The organism is Kribbella pittospori, assembly GCF_004331465.1.
Lineage (GTDB): Bacteria > Actinomycetota > Actinomycetes > Propionibacteriales > Kribbellaceae > Kribbella > Kribbella pittospori.
In genome coordinates this window covers 972,383-988,746 of sequence record NZ_SJKB01000001.1, presented here as the reverse complement: position 1 = coordinate 988,746, position 16,364 = coordinate 972,383, and the positions used below count along the sequence as shown (strand labels likewise).

Annotated in this window: 13 protein-coding genes; all 13 read right to left on the bottom strand. The window is 68.0% G+C overall.

The annotated features are described in order from the left end of the window. Positions 1-67 precede the first annotated feature (67 nt). Entirely contained in the window at positions 68-523 is a 456-nt protein-coding gene (locus E0H73_RS04515) for a tetratricopeptide repeat protein (protein WP_131351607.1), read from the bottom strand. Next, positions 524-1,270, bottom strand: a complete 747-nt coding sequence (gene dapB / locus E0H73_RS04510; protein ID WP_131351604.1) for a 4-hydroxy-tetrahydrodipicolinate reductase — start codon at positions 1,268-1,270, stop codon at positions 524-526. It lies immediately after the preceding gene. A 62-nt stretch (positions 1,271-1,332) separates the two neighbouring features. Continuing rightward, entirely contained in the window at positions 1,333-3,174 is a 1,842-nt protein-coding gene (locus E0H73_RS04505) for a hypothetical protein (RefSeq protein WP_131351601.1), read from the bottom strand. A 24-nt stretch (positions 3,175-3,198) separates the two neighbouring features. Next, positions 3,199-3,636 (bottom strand): GNAT family N-acetyltransferase, encoded by a 438-nt coding sequence (locus tag E0H73_RS04500; protein WP_131351598.1) that lies wholly within the window; start codon positions 3,634-3,636, stop codon positions 3,199-3,201. Beyond that, positions 3,636-4,640, bottom strand: a complete 1,005-nt coding sequence (locus E0H73_RS04495; RefSeq protein WP_131351595.1) for an ABC transporter ATP-binding protein — start codon at positions 4,638-4,640, stop codon at positions 3,636-3,638. Before E0H73_RS04495 ends, E0H73_RS04500 begins: the two co-directional genes overlap by 1 nt. Continuing rightward, a complete protein-coding gene (locus tag E0H73_RS04490) occupies positions 4,640-5,641 on the bottom strand; it encodes an ABC transporter ATP-binding protein (RefSeq protein ID WP_131351592.1) in 1,002 nt (333 codons plus the stop codon). Before E0H73_RS04490 ends, E0H73_RS04495 begins: the two co-directional genes overlap by 1 nt. Next, complete coding sequence (locus E0H73_RS04485; protein ID WP_131351589.1) at positions 5,638-6,531, bottom strand: ABC transporter permease; 894 nt, start codon at positions 6,529-6,531, stop codon at positions 5,638-5,640. The genes E0H73_RS04490 and E0H73_RS04485 overlap by 4 nt, the downstream gene beginning before the upstream one ends. Beyond that, positions 6,524-7,450 (bottom strand): ABC transporter permease, encoded by a 927-nt coding sequence (locus E0H73_RS04480; protein WP_131351586.1) that lies wholly within the window; start codon positions 7,448-7,450, stop codon positions 6,524-6,526. The genes E0H73_RS04485 and E0H73_RS04480 overlap by 8 nt, the downstream gene beginning before the upstream one ends. Next, complete coding sequence (locus tag E0H73_RS04475; protein WP_131352529.1) at positions 7,447-9,054, bottom strand: peptide ABC transporter substrate-binding protein; 1,608 nt, start codon at positions 9,052-9,054, stop codon at positions 7,447-7,449. The genes E0H73_RS04480 and E0H73_RS04475 overlap by 4 nt, the downstream gene beginning before the upstream one ends. 254 nt (positions 9,055-9,308) lie before the next feature. Then, positions 9,309-11,021, bottom strand: coding sequence for an ATP-binding cassette domain-containing protein (locus E0H73_RS04470; protein WP_131351584.1), 1,713 nt, complete (start codon positions 11,019-11,021; stop codon positions 9,309-9,311). Between the two features lie 143 nt (positions 11,022-11,164). Then, positions 11,165-12,550 (bottom strand): FAD-binding oxidoreductase, encoded by a 1,386-nt coding sequence (locus tag E0H73_RS04465; protein ID WP_131351581.1) that lies wholly within the window; start codon positions 12,548-12,550, stop codon positions 11,165-11,167. Positions 12,551-12,612: 62 nt separating this feature from the next. Beyond that, positions 12,613-13,926, bottom strand: coding sequence for a M16 family metallopeptidase (locus E0H73_RS04460; RefSeq protein WP_131351578.1), 1,314 nt, complete (start codon positions 13,924-13,926; stop codon positions 12,613-12,615). Then, on the bottom strand, positions 13,923-16,148 hold the full coding sequence (locus E0H73_RS04455; RefSeq protein WP_131352528.1) for a polyribonucleotide nucleotidyltransferase: 2,226 nt from the start codon (positions 16,146-16,148) through the stop codon (positions 13,923-13,925). Before E0H73_RS04455 ends, E0H73_RS04460 begins: the two co-directional genes overlap by 4 nt. Positions 16,149-16,364 lie beyond the last annotated feature (216 nt).

Sequence of the window (16,364 nt, the reverse complement as noted above, 5' to 3'; positions counted from 1 at the left end):
CCCGTTCCACACCACGTTGTCAGTTACCGCGGTGTTCTTCACAGCCAACTCCCAGGTAACTCCCGGGTCAGTTCACCCGCCTTTCATGCCCGTCATGGTGTGCGATCGCGGTCCGCATGGTGGCTCGGGCGCGCCTGCGATCACCTGCCGCGTCGTACGCCGTCGCCAATCGGAACCACACCCGCCAGTCCCCCGGCGCTGCCTCTGCCTCAGCCTTGTACTTCTCGAACGCCTCATCCGCGGCCGCCCGGTCGATCCGCCCGGACGGCCGGCGTGGCAGGTCGTCGACCGGCAACCCGCCGGCCGCCTCGAGTTCCCGCGCCAAGACCTCGGTACGGCGTCCGAACTGCAGCTCCCGCCAGACCAGGAAGGCACCGAGCACCGGGATCACCAGTACCGCGATCCCGAGCCCGACCGCGATCGGGTCGCCGGTTCCGATCAGCAACACCCCGCGCCAACCGAGCAGAGCGGCGTACGCGACGAAGACCGCCGCGATCACGATCGCCGCACGCTTGGCGGTCACCTAATCAAGGTCCATGAAGTGTTCGAGGCCCACGGTCAGCCCGGGCGTACCACCGATCCGCCGGACACCGAGCAGTACGCCGGCCATGAACGAGACCCGCGCCATCGAGTCGTGCCGGATCGTCAGCGTCTCGCCCGTGTCGCCGAACAGAACCTCCTGGTGCGCGACCAGTCCACGCAGCCTGATCCCGTGCACCCGGATCCCATCAACATCCGCACCCCGCGCACCGTCCAGCGAGGTCGTGGTCGCGTCCGGAATCGGCCCGGCGTTGGCCTCGCGTCGTGCAGCACCGATCAGCTCGGCGGTACGTCGTGCCGTCCCCGAAGGAGCGTCGACCTTGTCCGGATGGTGCAACTCGATGATCTCGACGGACTCGTAGTACCGCGCGGCCTTGGCGGCGAACTGCATCATCAGCACAGCGCCGATGGAGAAGTTCGGCGCGATCAGTACGCCGGTCCCCGGGTTCTTCTCGAGCAGTCCGCGCAACGTCGCGAGCCGCTCGTCGTCGAAACCGGTGGTGCCGACAACCGCGTTGACGCCGTGCGAGATGCACCAGGCCAGGTTGTCCATCACCACCTCGGGCCGGGTGAAGTCGACCACCACCTCGGCGCCGGCCGCGGTCAGCTGCTCGAGCTCGTCGCCCAGGTCGAGCCGCGCGACCAGCTCGCAGTCCTCGGCCTCCTCCACCGCGAGGCACGTCTGAGCGCCCATCTTGCCCTTGGCCCCCAGTACACCGACCTTGATCATCCGCACCCTCTCAGCTGTGTGGTCGAAGGGCAACAGGATCTCATCCGGCCCCGGTGAGCCGGTCAGGGTGTCTTGACGGCGCGCTCGCGGCGCGGGACGTAGACCTGCAGACCCATGGTGTCCTTGGCCGGCGCGAGCAGTTCGTAGTCGGCCCGGAAGTCCAGCAGGCACGCATGCAGCGCGGTGATCTCGACGTCGGAGATGCGGCGGTTGAGGATGATGATCGGCGGCCGGCCCGGGCTCCAGGGCTGGCCCTTCTGGCAGACCTCCTCGATGCCGGCGGCCGTCCGCGGTCGTTCCTTCGGCGCGACCCACGCCTCGCCGACCGGCTTGCCGCCCAGCATCAGGACCAGGCCGGCCATCTTGTCGAACGCCAGCATCGGGCGCCCGGCAGGTTTCAGGTACGGCTTCAGTGGAGCCTCGAGCGCGGTGTAGTTCTGGGCCGCGGTCTCGTCGAGATACAGGCCCTTCAGCGGCGGCATGGTCGCCGCCACGGTCAGATCGGCGTGGCCCTTCGACCGGTACGGGTATTGGAACAGGCCGGTGTACGAGAGCGACGCGACGGCGACGAGTGACGCGACCGTGACGAGCCCGACGAGCAGCCGTGCGGTGATCGGAACCACCGAGATCCCGGTCACCACTGCGATCATCACCGCGGCCCAGGCGGCGAACGCGTTGAACCCGATGACGTAGAGCGGGTTGTTCGTCCCGAACGCCTGCACCATCGGCAAGACCGCGAGCAGCCCAAGCACAACCCACGCGCGGGCGTTCTCACGGCCCAGCGCCGACGGGCTCGTCAGCTGCAGGCTCCCGGCGATCAAGGCCGCCACGGCAACCACCAGTGCCACTAGTACGGCGGCCAGCAGGGTCACCGGATAGTCGAACACGTGCGCCGAGCCGCCGATCGCGGCGTCGCCGACGACAACCCGACGTACCGAGAAGGCCAAGGCGGCCACGGCGAGGACCGCGGCGACGACCTGGAGCCACCGCCTGCGAGCGAAGACCGCAACCACGCCGGCGACCAGGAGGGGCCAGTGGTCGCGGAGAGTCTGTCCGAGAAGGTCTACGGCGGTGGACCAGTACATGTGCAACAGCTCGGTCGGCGAGTACGACGTTCCCGCGATGAACCTGTTCACGGTCATGATCCCGGGCACCGCGACGTTCAGCTTGATCACGAACAGTTGCACGACGAGCGCGGTGAGTGCGAGACCGGCGATCGCGAAACCGATGCCTCGGGCAACGGCCTTCACGCCCTGCCCGGCGAGCACGACGAGTGCGGCGATCACGGCCAGGCCGATCACCACGGCCGACGTCCACTTCGCCAGCAGCATCGCCCCGATCACCACACCGGCGATCATCAGCACCCAGAACGGCACCGGCTTGCCACGGTCGACCGCGGTCGCCATCCACAGCACGCACGACACCAGCGCGAGCGCGCCGAGCAGGATCACGTCGTTGTAGCCGGGCGACTGCGGCAGCCAGGCGTAGGACACCCCACCCGCCGCGAGGATGACGGCCATCCCGGCCAGTTCCCACAGCTTCGTCGGCGCCGCATCCGGCCGGCGACCGCGCAACCAGCGCATGAAGCTGTAGCCGAACAGCAGGTGGACCAGGATCAGCGTCACCAACCGGAACAGCCTGAGGCTGACGATGTCGTACCCGAGGAACTGGAACACTGGCCCGTACAGGTACTGCACCCCGGTCAGCGCCAGCGGATTCTGGGCCCACCACCGATATGACAGCAGGTAGTAGCCCTCATCGGTGATGTCGAACCCCTCGTTGGCGGCCCGGACCGCGGTCAGGATCCACCACGCGGCCAACGCTCCCGCCACCACGACCACCCCGGCGAGCACCACCGACCGCCGATCCAGCGCACCCGTCGGGTCGCTCGTCCTTGCCCTCACGGCGGCCACCCTAGGCCATCGCGGTCAGGTAAGGAGTTTCGCGTAGCACCGCGCCAGCGGATCGTGAACGTACTTCCCGTACGGCGATGTCGCCTGGTAACCGAGCGATTCGTACAGAGCGACCGCCTCCGGCTGGCGAGTGCCAGTCGCGAGGCGGAGCGACGTCGCACCCCGGTGCCTCGCTACTGCCTCGACCGACGCCACCAGTCGCCGGGCGATCCCGCGGCCACGGTGGGCCTCGTGCACGAACATCCGCTTGATCTCGCCGACTCCGTCCTGCACCGGCATCAGCCCGATGCAGCCGAGCCCGTCACCGTCTTCCAGCGCGACGAGGAAGCTCGTGGCCGGATCGACCCAATGGGTCGAGGGGCTGTCCGGGTAGCGGGTGAACAGCTCCTTCAGGGCGAGATCCAGCAGCAAGGTGAGCGCGGGATCGTCCGACGGCCGGGGATCGATCAGCATCAGACCGAGGCCGCGGAGGCGTAGGCGGTCTGGGCGTCCTCGGCGAAGTGGCAGGCGACAGTCTGCCCCGAGGTGAGTTCCCGCAGTTGCGGTTCCTCAGTGCTACAGCGTGACTCCGCGCGGAGACAGCGAGTGTGGAAACGGCAGCCCGACGGAGGCAGGACCGGAGACGGCGGATCGCCGGCCAGGACGATGCGCTGGCGGCCCTGCCGAGCCAGTCCGGGCTCCGCGGACAGCAGTGCCTGCGTGTACGGATGCGCCGGTACGTCGTACACCTGCTGGTGCTCGCCCAACTCGGCAACACGGCCCAGGTACATGACCGCGACCCGGTCCGACACGTGCCGGACTACTGACAGGTCGTGGGCGACGAAGATGATGCTGAGACCGAGCTCACGCTGCAGCCGCATCAGTAGGTTCACCACCTGCGCCTGCACCGACAGGTCCAGTGCGGACACCGGCTCATCGCACAGCAGCACGTCCGGGTTGAGCGCGATCGCCCGCGCGATCCCGATCCGCTGCCGCTGCCCGCCGGAGAACTGGTGCGGGAACTTCGACTCGTCCTCGGCCCGCAGGCCGACCAGGTCGAGCAACTCGCGGACCCGGGCGCGGATGTCGATGCCCTTCGAGACATCCGGGTGAACCTCCAGCGGCTCGGCCACGATCTCACCGACGCGCATCCGCGGGTTCAGGCTCGAGTACGGATCCTGGAACACCACCTGTACGTTCTGGCGCCACCGGCGCAGTTCCCGGCCGCGCAGTCTGCTGACGTCGACACCGTTGTACTCGATCTGGCCCGAGGTCGGCTTCTCCAGGGCGGCGAGCAGCCGAACCAGAGTCGACTTGCCACAGCCGGATTCACCGACGATGCCGAGCGACTCGCCCTTACGCAGCGTCAGATCCACGCCGTCGACAGCCCGGACCAGCGTCTTGGCGCCGAAGGACAGCGCCGGGCTGATGTCGTAGTGCTTCACCAGTTCCGTTGCCACCAGCAACTCTTCGGCCATCAGACCGCCTCCCGCTCGGAGATGGACGTACGAAGGATGCACGCGGCGTCCCGTCCTGGTGCGACGGTGAGCAACGGCGGGACCTCCTTGGCACAGTCGTCGATCGCCATCGGGCACCGGGTCCGGAACGCACACCCGGACGGGATCGCCCCCAGCGAGGGCGGCGTACCGGGAATCGTCGGCAGTTCCTGGCCCTTCAGGTCCGCCGACGGCATCGAGCCGAGCAGACCTTCGGTGTACGGATGCACGGGATGGTCCAGCGCTTCCGCAGTCGAGGCCCGCTCGACGACATGGCCGGCGTACATCACCACCACGTTGTCAGCGACGTCCGACACCACACCGAGGTCGTGCGTGATCAGCACGACGCCCATGTCCCGCTCGGCCTGCAGGTCCGCGATCAACTCGAGGATCTGCGCCTGGACGGTCACGTCGAGCGCCGTCGTCGGCTCGTCCGCGATCAGTACGTCGGGATCCAGCGCGAGCGCCATCGCCAGCATCACCCGCTGCCGCATGCCGCCGGAGAACTCGTGCGGGTAGTCGCGCACCCGTCGCGCCGCGGCCGGGATCCGCACCTGATCGAGCATCTCGGCCGCTCGCTTCAGCGCGTCCTTCTTCGACAGGCCGCGGTGCACCCGGTAGCACTCGGCGATCTGGGTCCCGACCGACTGCACCGGGTTGAGCGCCGACAGCGAGTCCTGGAACACCATCGTGATCCGGTCGCCGACGATCTTGCGGCGTTCCTTCACGGTCATCGCGATCAGGTCGGCGCCGCGGTACTCCGCCGTACCCGAGACGATCCGGCCCGGCGGCATCTCCAGGATCCCGGTCAGCGCCTGGGTCGAGACGCTCTTGCCCGACCCCGACTCCCCCAGGATCGCCAGCGTCTCCCCTGCCCTGACTTGCCAGGACACTCCGTCCACGGCCCGGACCGAGCCGTGTGGGGTGTCGAACTCCACGGTCAGGTCGTCGACCTTCAGCAGTACTTCACCAGGTGTCGTCATCTCAGCAACTTCGGGTCCAGGGCGTCGCGGATCGAATCGCCGATGATCATGAACGAGATCGTCATCGTCGAGATGAACAACGCCGGCCAGAGGAACAGGTGCGGGGATTCCCGGTACGACGCGGCCACGCCGAACTGCGATCCCCAGGAGATCGACGGCGGTTGCAGGCCGACGCCGAGGAAGGTCAGCACGGCCTCCAGCCCGATCAGGCCGCCGATGCCGAGCGTGGTCATCGCGAGCAGCGGTGCCATCGCGTTCGGGAACACGTGTTTGCGCAGGATCCGCAGCGGTGGAACCCCGACCGATCGGGCCGCCAGCACGTACTCACGATTGCGGACCGAGAACACCGTGGAGCGCATCACCCGCATCCCCTGCGGCCACCCGGTCACCAGGATGATCGCGACGATGATCCAGATGCTGCGGTTCGGCACCGAGTTCAGGATCACGATCAGTGCGATCAGGCCGGGCAGTGCGAACAGCACGTCCGCGACCCGCGAGATCGCGGTGTCCACCAGCCCCGGGAAGTAGCCGGCCAGCAGGCCCAGGATGCCGGCCACCACGAACCCGCCGATCCCTGCGACCAGGCTGACCAGCACCGACGGCCGGGCACCGTAGATCACGTTCGCGAAGTAGTCGCAGCCCTGGATGTCGAAGCCGAACGGGTGCCCCGGCTCGCGGCTGTGCGCGCTCTTGGCGAGCGCGCAGAAGTGCGGGTCGACCGAGGTGAACAACCGCGGTACCGCGGCCATCAGGAAGAACGTCAGCACCAGCACCAGGCAGATGACGAACTGCGGTTTGCGCAGCAACGCCCGGAGTAGTTGGGTGTTCGACAGGGTCCGGCCTTCGAGGTCCTGCGTCTCGGCCCCGAAGACCTGCGAGGTCTCAGACATTGCGCACCCTCGGATCGATCGCGCCGTAGATGACGTCGACGGCCAGGTTGATCAGGATGAACATCAGGAACGCCAGCGTGGACAACAGCACCACCACACCGCCCTCCTTCAGCTTGATCGCCTGGAACATGAACTGGCCGAGCCCAGGCAGGTTGAAGATGCTCTCCGCCAGCACCGCGCCGGCGAAGATCCCGGCGAAGTCGATGCCCATCAGCGTCACCACCGGCAGCAGTGCGTTCGGCAGCACGTGCCGCCAGAGAATCCGCTGCTCGCCGAGACCCTTGGCCCGAGCGGTCTTGACGAAGTCGGAGTTCGCGGTGTCGACGATCGACGTCCGGGTCAGCCGGGCCAGCCCGGCGAACCCGGTGATGCCGATGCAGATCGCCGGCAGCAGGTACGACATCGGCCAGCCGTCGCGGGTGCCGGAGACCGGCAGCCACTTCAGCTCGACGCCGAACAGGTACTGCCCGGTGAAGTACAGCACCAGACCGGGCACCGCGAGTACGACGAGTGTTGCCAGTAGCAACAACCGGTCCATCACGCCGTTGCGCTTGAAGCCGGCGTACAGGCCGAACAGCAGGCCCGCGATCCACTGGAAGACCAGGCCCAGCGTGGCCAGCTTCAGCGTGACCGGAATCCGAAGCCGCAACTGGTCGGCGATGTCCGCACCGGCGAACGTCGTACCGAAGTGGCCGGTGAACATGTCCTTCATGCTCAGCAGGTACTGGACGATGAACGGATCGTCGAGGTGGTACTGCGCCCGCTTGGCCGCCAGGACAGCGGCCGGGATCGGCTTGTCGCCGGCCAGCTCCCGCAGGGGGTCCCCGGGCATCGCGAAGACGAGCGCGAAGACCCCCAGCGTGACGATCAGGCCGATCGGAATCGCCGCCAGGATGCGGCGCAGGATGAACCGGATCACTTGAACGTCGCGTAGAGCGCCGACACCCCGACGTACTTCGACACCCTCGGCTCGATCTTGGCCGAGTGCAGGTACGCGTTCGACTTGGTGTACAGCGGGATCAGCGGCATGTCCTCGAGCGCGATGTCCTCGGCCTGCTGGTAGATCTTGATCGCCTTCTCCTGGTCCGGTTCGGCGTCACCCTTGGCCAGCACGGCGTCCAGCGCCGGGTTGTTGTAGCCGGCGAAGTTCGCGTCGCCGTTGGACTTGAACATCGGCGTCAGGTAGTCCTCGATCGACGGGTAGTCGTGACCCCAGCCGCCGAACCGCAGGCCGTCCAGCTTGCGGGTGTCGGCCAGCGTGGTGATCTCCGAGCCCGCCTTGCCGGCGTACTTCACGGTCAGGCCGAGGTTCTGCCGCAGCATGTTGCCGATCGCCTCGGCGAAGATCTGGCCGGTCGCCGACGTGGTGTTGTAACTGATCATGACCGGGTCGGAGAATCCACCGGCCTCCTGGAGCAACTGCTTGGCCTTGGCCGGGTCGTAGTCGCAGTACTTGCAGGCGTTGTCGCGGTAGCCGTCGATGTCCGGCGCGATCAGGCCCTTGGCCGGGTCGGACAGCCCGACCAGGTCGGCGAACGCCTTCCGGTCGATCGCCATCGAGAACGCATGCCGCAGCTTCGGGTTCTTGTACCGCGCGTCCCAGGCCGGGATCACCAGGTAGTTGGCGCCGGAGCTGACCGCCGTGACCCAGCCGTCGGGGGCGTCGCTCTTGAAGGTCTTCACCTTGGTCGGGGGCACGTCGACGAAGTCCACGTTGCCGGCCAGGAACTCGTTGTACGCCGTGTCCGCGTTCGCGATGAACCGGTAGGTGATGGACTGCGCCTCGGGCGCGTTCGGGCCCTTGTAGCCGTCCCACTTGGCCAGCTTGATGTCGTCACCGGCGTTCCAGTCGGCCGCCAGCTTGTACGGGCCGTTGCCGATCGGCTTGCGCTTGTAGGCGTCCGGGTTCTTGCGGACCTCCTCCGGCAGCGGCGCCAGGCCGAGGTACTGCAGGGTCAGCCCGAACTGCGAGAAGGGCACCTTGAGCTTGACCGTGAAGGTCAGATCGTCGACCTGCTTGAGTCCGCTCAGCGTCTTCACCGAGGTCGGCTTCGGAGTGGCGCCGTCCGGGGTCGGCGGGTTCAGCGCGTCGTACCCGTCGACCTTGGAGAAGAAGCCGTTGTTCTTCCAGGCGTTCGAGCCCTGCGCGGTCATGTTCCAGCTGTCGACGTAGTCCTTGGCGGTCAGCGCCTGGCCGTTCTGGAAGGTGTTCCCGGGCTTCAGCTTGATCGTCCAGGTCTGGCTGGTCTTGTCCGGCGTGATCGAGTCAGCCATCACGTTCTGCAGCTTGCCGGTGTTCGGGTCCGTGGTCACCAGCGGCGCGAACACCGCCATCGCGACCTGGATCCCCGGGCTGCCGTTCTCGTTCAGCGGGTTGATGTAATCCAGCGGGTCGGCGGCGATCGCGATGATCTCGCTCTTGTCGCCGGAACCGCTGCCATTGCTGCTGTTCCCGTCACCACAGGAGGACAGCGCCAGCGCAAGGCTGACAGCTACCCCCACAACCCCAGTCAGACGTCGCACGGTCAAACCAACTTCCTCGGCGGGAGGGCCGCTAGGCGGGCGGATCAAGCGTCATGCTCTCTGGTCGAAACTGCGCATGTCAACGTTGTCAGGCGCAAAGCGGCGGCGCGTAACGCAGGCGTTACTTTCCCAAGACCTCAGACGACCAGCGATCACATGGGCAGGCCCGGGCTACCTTAATCCGATAAGCGCGCCGAGTCATCAGACGTCACGTCAGATCTCAGCCAAACTCTCCGTTGCACACAATTGCGCGGTCAGTCCGCGAAGAGCCGCGTGAACCGACCGTCCGGCTGCGCCATCAGCTCCGGATACGTCCCGCACTGGACCACCGAGCCGGCGTCGATGACGTAGATGCGGTCCATCTCGCGAAGGGTCCAGGCGCGGTGCGAGACCACGATCGTGATCCGGGTGTCCTTGGTACGCCGCAGTTCGGCGAAGATCTCGCGCTCCGCCTCGGCGTCGATGGCGGACGTGGGCTCGTCCAGGATCCAGACGCCGGCGTTCCGCAGCCGGATCCGGGCCAGCGCGAGCCGCTGCCACTGCCCGCCGGAGATTCCGGTGCCGCCCCACTGCTGGCCCAACTGTGTGCAGAGCGGAACGTCCGCCGCGAAGGTGCCCGCCAGCGCGGCCCGGATCTCGTCGTCGGTCACCGGCTCCGGCGAGCCAAGGGCGACGGCATCGCGGAGCGTGAACTCGAACCGGCCGAACTCCTGCACGAGCAGCCCGAAGTGCCCGAGCCGCTCGCTCTCGCTCAGCTCCGCAGCGTCCTTCCCGTCGATCAGCACCCGCCCGGCATCCGGCGCCAGGCTGCCGACGAGGAGATTGACCGCGGTCGACTTGCCCGCCCCGTTCACGCCGACCAGCGCGACGAGCTCACCACGCCGTGCCTCGATACACACGTCCCGCAAGGCCGGCTCCGGCGCGCCCGGATAGCGGAAGGTGACGTTGTCCAGGGCAACAGACTCGACACGCAGTACGACGAGCTGCGGCTCTCGCTCGGGAGCACTCCGGACGAACCGGCGATAGATCCGGGCCTGCGGCGCGGCCGTGACGATCGTGCCGAACGCGTAGCCGCACAACCGGATCGCGTTCAGTCCGGAGATGGTTCCGGCAACGGCCGCGGCAGCCGCTCCCCCGGTCGCCCCGCCGAGCACCAGGGCGACCAACGCACCGCCGAACAGCAGAACCGTCGCGACGGCAGCCGCGAGCTCCGCCGTCATGGCCATGCCGATCATCCCGTCCTGGATCCGGGTCGCGCCGGCCCGGCGTTCGGCGACCAGCCGCGCGACCTTGACGCCGGAGCCGAGCGCGGCCAGCTCGGTCGCAGGACGCTGCTGGATGAGCTGTTCGGTGGCATACCCGGCGACCCGGTCCTTCTCCGCAACCTTCGGCCATTTCGCGGACTCCATCCGCGCGATCGCAGTGAACGCGACCACGGTCGGCACGAGCGCGGCGAGGACGAGTCCTCCGGACCACGGATTGATCGACCAGATCGCCGCGCACAGCACGACCGAGGTCACGCCCGCGCCCAGCACCTGGACCGGTCGCCCGGGCACGTCCGCCATCGGCCACGTCGCCGACTGGGCGGCTTCCAGATCCGTCGTCACGTCAGGGCGGGCCAGGCGGCTCGGGCTCAGCCGGGCGGCGACCTGGGCGAGCTCGGCGCGGTAGTGCAACCTCAGCCGCAGCATCATCCGCTGGCCACAGCCGGTCGCCACCTGCGCGAGCGGATACATCAGGCCCACCACCACCGTGAGCCCGATCAACGGCACCCAGGCGTGACCTCGGTCCAGGCCCTCGATCAGCCGGCGCAGCAGGACGACCTGGGCGCCCGGAAGGACGGCTTGGCCGAGGACAAGGGTCGAGTAGAAGAGCAGCCAGCCCGGAGCGACCCGGACGGCGTCGGACAGGGATTCGCGGGCGGTACGGAACGCATCCCACAGCGGAGTCAGCACGGTGATCCTCATTCGCAGACGGCAGGCCAAACCGCGCTGGGTCGATCCAGCGCGGTGCGGCACGTCGGGCCGTCAAGTGCTTGCGATCCCGTTCAGCGAGGGATCCAGAGGCAGATCACGTGGTGACGCGACACAACAGCTCGAAGACTATCGCGTCAATGGGGCCTGATGTTCTGGTTCAGGTGGAAGAGGTTGCCCGGGTCGTACTTCTGTTTGAGGTCCTTCAGCCGGTCGTACGTCGTCGCGCCGTACGCGGACCGGATCCGGTCGGTGCCCTCGTCGCTGAGGAAGTTGACGTACACCCCGGACTGATGCGGCTCGAGTGCCTTCCAGGAGTCGCGGACCCACTGCCGCTGCTCCTCGAATCCGTCCGGACCGAGCGTCACGCCGACGAAGTTGAACGTGTGTCCGCTCGATCGCGCGCCGAACGCAGTACTGTCCGGGCTCACCCCGGAGATGGCGCCGCCGAGCTGGAAGATCGGGTACGACGTGTACGGCGAGTTGATCGCCATCCCGCGCGCGGCGGCGATGTCGATCACGTCGTCGGACAGCGTGCCGACGTCCGAGGACCGCATGTAGTACCACCGGCCGTGCGGGAAGCTCGGGTCGAACATCGCCTGCAGATCGACGTACGGCTTCGGCACGCACATGTCCAGCAGCGGCGGTGCGAACGCCTTGAGCGGCGCCACGACGCGCTCGCCGTCCTCGACCGAACCGGCGTAGCAGGCGAGCACGACCACCACCGGGCGCCCGTGCAGTTCGGCCGGAATCGACGGCAGCGGCGGGATCCACCGATGCATCACCGCGGTGGTGAGGTCGTCGGGTACGCCGGTGATCCAGTCGCGGTAGAACCGCATCAGGTCCGGCGACTTCTCCATCGGCCACATGATCGGGCCGCCGTAGATGATCGGCCCGACCGGATGCAGCCGGAACTCGAACTCGGTGACGATGCCGAAGTTCCCGCCGCCACCCCGGATCCCCCAGAACAGATCGCCGTTGGCGTCTTCACTCGCGGTCACCAGCTCGCCCTCGGCGGTGATCACGTCGGCCGAGATCAGGTTGTCGATGCTCAGCCCGTACTTCCGCATCAGCCAGCCGATCCCGCCGCCGAGCGTGAGTCCGGCGACCCCGGTGTGCGTGACGATGCCGGACGGTGTGGCCAGACCGAAGGCCTGTGTCTCGCGGTCCAGCTCGCCGAGCAGGACACCTGCCTGCGCACGCGCGGTACGGCGCACCGGATCGACCCGGATCCCCTTCATCCGCGCGAGATCGATCAGGATGCCGCCGTCGCAGGTCGAGTGACCCGGGAAGCTGTGGCCGCCGCCGCGGACCGCCACCTGCAGGCCGGTCCGGCGAGCGACCGCCAGCGCGGCCCGGATGTCGGCGGCTCCGGTGCAGCGGGCGATGAGTGCGGGCCGTCGATCGATCGATCCGTTCCAGACTTTCCGCTGCTCGTCGTACGACGGATCGCCCGGAGACACCAGGTCACCGCGGAAGTCGCCGGCCAATGCTTGTGTTGCCGATGTAGTTGTCGTGGTCATGCTGGGACCCCCTCCCAGCTCGTCAGTCTGCCCTTGCGCCGCGGGGCTGTCGAGGGGAAACCTCAGACCGTGAAGGCCGTGCTGTCCTCGTCGAACGGGCCCATCACGGTGAGGGCGGGGGTGCCGGCGTACAGCTCGGCGGCGAGTGCGGACACGTCGTCGAGGGTGACGGAGTCGATCCGGTGCAGGATCTCGTCGACAGTGGGCAGTTCGCCGTACACGAGCTCGGCCTTGGCGATCCGGGTCATCTTGGCGCCGGTGTCCTCCAGGCCCATCACGACCGAGCCGCGCATCTGCCCTTTGCCGCGGAGCAGTTCGTCCGGCGTAATGTTGCCGCTGGCAATCGCCTGCAGCTCGGACCGGACCACGTCGAGCACCTCGGTGGCCTTCTTCGGCAGGCATCCGGCGTACACCCCGACCATCCCGGAGTCCGCGTACGCCGAGCCGAATGTGAAGACCGAATAGGCCAGACCGCGCTTCTCCCGGACCTCCTGGAACAGCCGCGACGACATGCCGCCGCCGACGATCCCGTGCAGTACGCCGGCGACGTACCGGCGTGAATCGCTGCGGACCAGGCCCGGCATCCCGAGCACCAGGTGCGCCTGCTCGACGTCACGGTGGTGCACGCGCACCCCGCCGTACGTCGGTGCCTGCTGGGCGACGGCACGGCGGACCGGAGCCGGCTCGGCCTCGGTGGTGACCCAGTGGCGCTCGAACGCCTTGCGGACAAGGCGAACGACGTCCGCGTGGTCGACGTTGCCGGCGACCGAGACGACGATGTTGGCCGGCTTGTAGCGGCGGCGGTACCAGCCCACCACCTGCTGGCGGGACAGTCCGGCGACGGACTCCGGCGTCCCGGTGATCGAGCGGCCGAGTGGCGACCTGCCCCACAGTTGCTCGGCGAAGAGGTCGTGGATGTGGTCCGACGTCTCGTCGGCGTGCATCGCGATCTCTTCGTCGATGACGTCGCGCTCACTCTCCACGTCCGCACTCGTCAGCGTGGCGGAGGTGATCATGTCGCAGATGACATCGACGGCGAGCGGGAGATCGGAGTCGAGCACCCGCGCGTAGTAGCAGGTGTACTCCTTGCCGGTGAACGCGTTCATCTCGCCGCCGACCGCGTCGATCGCGGCGGAGATCTCCAGCGCGTCGCGACGCTCGGTGCCCTTGAACAGCAGGTGTTCGAGGAAGTGCGTCGCGCCGGCCAACTGCTCCGGTTCGTCCCGGGAGCCGACGCCGACCCAGACGCCGAAAGTGACCGAGCGGAAGCCCGGCACGGACTGGGACAGCACACGAAGCCCGGAGGGCAGGACGGTCCGTTTCACCGGACCGCCCGCCTCCGGGCTCAGCAGTGTGCTGGTGATCGCTCGGGTCACTCGGCGGACTCGGCCTCTGCCTTCTTCTCCTCGCCCTTCTTCTCGTCCTCTTCGAGAACGGGGATCAGGGAGAGCTTGCCGCGGTCGTCGATCTCTGCGATCTCGACCTGCAGCTTCTGGCCGACCGAGAGCACGTCCTCGACCGCCTCGACCCGCTTGCCACCGGCCAGGCCACGCAGCTTGCTGATGTGCAGCAGGCCGTCCTTGCCCGGCAGCAGGCTGATGAACGCACCGAAGTTGGTCGTCTTCACGACCGTGCCCAGGTAGCGCTCACCCTTCTCCGGCATGGTCGGGTTCGCGATCGCGTTGATCGCGGCCCGGGCCGCCTCGGCCGACGGACCGTCGGTCGCGCCGATGTAGACGGTGCCGTCGTCCTCGATCGAGATGTCGGCGCCGGTGTCCTCGGTGATCTGGTTGATCATCTTGCCCTTCGGGCCGATGACCTCTCCGATCTTGTCGACCGGGACCTTGACCGAGATGACCCGCGGCGCGAACTCGCTCATCTCACCCGGCGCGTCGATGGCCTTGGCCATCACGTCCAGGATCGTCAGCCGCGCGTCCTTGGCCTGGGTCAGCGCACCCGCGAGCACGCTGGCCGGGATGCCGTCCAGCTTGGTGTCCAGCTGCAGGGCGGTGACGAAGTCCTTCGTGCCGGCGACCTTGAAGTCCATGTCGCCGAACGCGTCCTCGGCGCCGAGGATGTCGGTCAGCGCGACGTACTGCGTCTCGCCGTCGACCTCACCGGAGATCAGACCCATCGCGATACCGGCGACCGGGGCCTTCAGCGGCACACCGGCCGACAGCAGCGACAGCGTGGAGGCGCAGACCGAACCCATCGAGGTGGACCCGTTCGAGCCGAGCGCCTCGGAGACCTGGCGCAGCGCGTACGGGAAGTCCTCGCGGGACGGCAGCACGGGCACCAAGGCCCGCTCGGCCAGCGCGCCGTGACCGATCTCGCGGCGCTTGGGCGAACCCACCCGGCCGGTCTCACCGGTCGAGTACGGCGGGAAGTTGTAGTTGTGCATGTAGCGCTTGCGGGTCTCCGGGGACAGCGTGTCCAGCTGCTGCTCCATCCGGAGCATGTTCAGCGTGGTGACACCCATGATCTGGGTCTCGCCGCGCTCGAACAGCGCCGAACCGTGGACTCGCGGCAGCACCCGCACCTGCGCCTTGAGCGGCCGGATGTCGGCCAGCCCGCGGCCGTCGATGCGGACCTTGTCCTTCAGCACGCGCTGCCGGACCAGCTTCTTGGTCAGCGACCGGAAGGCTGCGGACAGCTCCTTCTCGCGGCCCTCGAAGTCGGCGGCCAGCTTGTCCACCGTGGCGGCCTTGACCGCGTCGGTGGCGGACTCGCGCTCGTGCTTGCCGGCGATGGTCAGCGCCTGCGCCAGCTCCTCGGAGGCGGCGGCCTCGACCGCCGCGAACGCGTCGTCGGCGTAGTCCGGGAAGATCGGGAACTCACCGGTCGGCTTCGCGGACCGCGCGGCCAGGTCGGCCTGCGCCTCGACCAGGGTCTTGATGAAGCCCTTGGAGGCCTCCAGGCCCGCGGCGACGATCTCCTCGGTCGGCGCCTGGACTCCGGCGGCGACCTTCTCGAAGGTGCCCGGGGTCGACTCGGCCTCGACCATCATGATCGCGACGTCACCGCTCTCGGTGACCCGGCCCGCGACCACCATGTCGAAGACCGCGTCCTCGAGCTCGGTGTGGGTCGGGAAAGCCACCCACTGGCCGTCGATCAGGGCGACGCGGACGCCGCCGATCGGGCCGGAGAACGGCAATCCCGCGATCTGGGTCGACATCGACGCGGCGTTGATCGCGAGAACGTCGTACAGCTTGTCCGGGTTGAGCGCCAGGACCGTGATGACGACCTGGATCTCGTTGCGCAGACCGGACACGAACGACGGCCGCAGCGGGCGGTCGATCAGCCGGCAGGTCAGGATGGCCTCCTCGGACGGACGGCCCTCCCGGCGGAAGAACGAGCCGGGGATGCGGCCGACGGAGTACATCCGCTCTTCGCAGTCGACCGTCAGCGGGAAGAAGTCGAACTGGTCCTTGGGCTTCTTGCTGGCCGTGGTGGCCGACAGCACCATCGTGTCGCCGTCGAGGTAGGCGGCGGCGGAGCCGGCGGCCTGCTGGGCCAGACGGCCCGTCTCGAAGCGGATGGTGCGGGTGCCGAAGCTGCCGTTGTCCAGCACGGCCTCGGCGAATTCGGTGCCCTCCATGGGCGTACCGGTGGATCCCGTCACGGGATACCCCTCTCTCACTGTGGACGACAGCGAGGCGCGAGCTACCGGGGTGCCGGTCTTCGATCGAGGCCCGCGGGTGAACTGTGAGTTCTCCCGAAAGCCACTACCGAGGACCGGTCGTCCTCCCGCCACGCGCTTCGCGTCGCCTCGTTCGTCTTTCTTGCTGTTATTCAGTTGTTGAGCTCGTGCCTG

Excerpts from the sequence above, each read along its gene's own strand:
- dapB (WP_131351604.1), bottom strand. The coding sequence starts at position 1,270 with ATGATCAAGGTCGGTGTACTGGGGGCCAAGGGCAAGATGGGCGCTCAG.
- E0H73_RS04500 (WP_131351598.1), bottom strand. The coding sequence starts at position 3,636 with ATGCTGATCGATCCCCGGCCGTCGGACGATCCCGCGCTCACCTTGCTG.
- E0H73_RS04495 (WP_131351595.1), bottom strand. The coding sequence starts at position 4,640 with ATGGCCGAAGAGTTGCTGGTGGCAACGGAACTGGTGAAGCACTACGAC.
- E0H73_RS04490 (WP_131351592.1), bottom strand. The coding sequence starts at position 5,641 with ATGACGACACCTGGTGAAGTACTGCTGAAGGTCGACGACCTGACCGTG.
- E0H73_RS04485 (WP_131351589.1), bottom strand. The coding sequence starts at position 6,531 with ATGTCTGAGACCTCGCAGGTCTTCGGGGCCGAGACGCAGGACCTCGAA.
- E0H73_RS04470 (WP_131351584.1), bottom strand. The coding sequence starts at position 11,021 with ATGAGGATCACCGTGCTGACTCCGCTGTGGGATGCGTTCCGTACCGCC.
- E0H73_RS04465 (WP_131351581.1), bottom strand. The coding sequence starts at position 12,550 with ATGACCACGACAACTACATCGGCAACACAAGCATTGGCCGGCGACTTC.
- E0H73_RS04455 (WP_131352528.1), bottom strand. The coding sequence starts at position 16,148 with ATGGAGGGCACCGAATTCGCCGAGGCCGTGCTGGACAACGGCAGCTTC.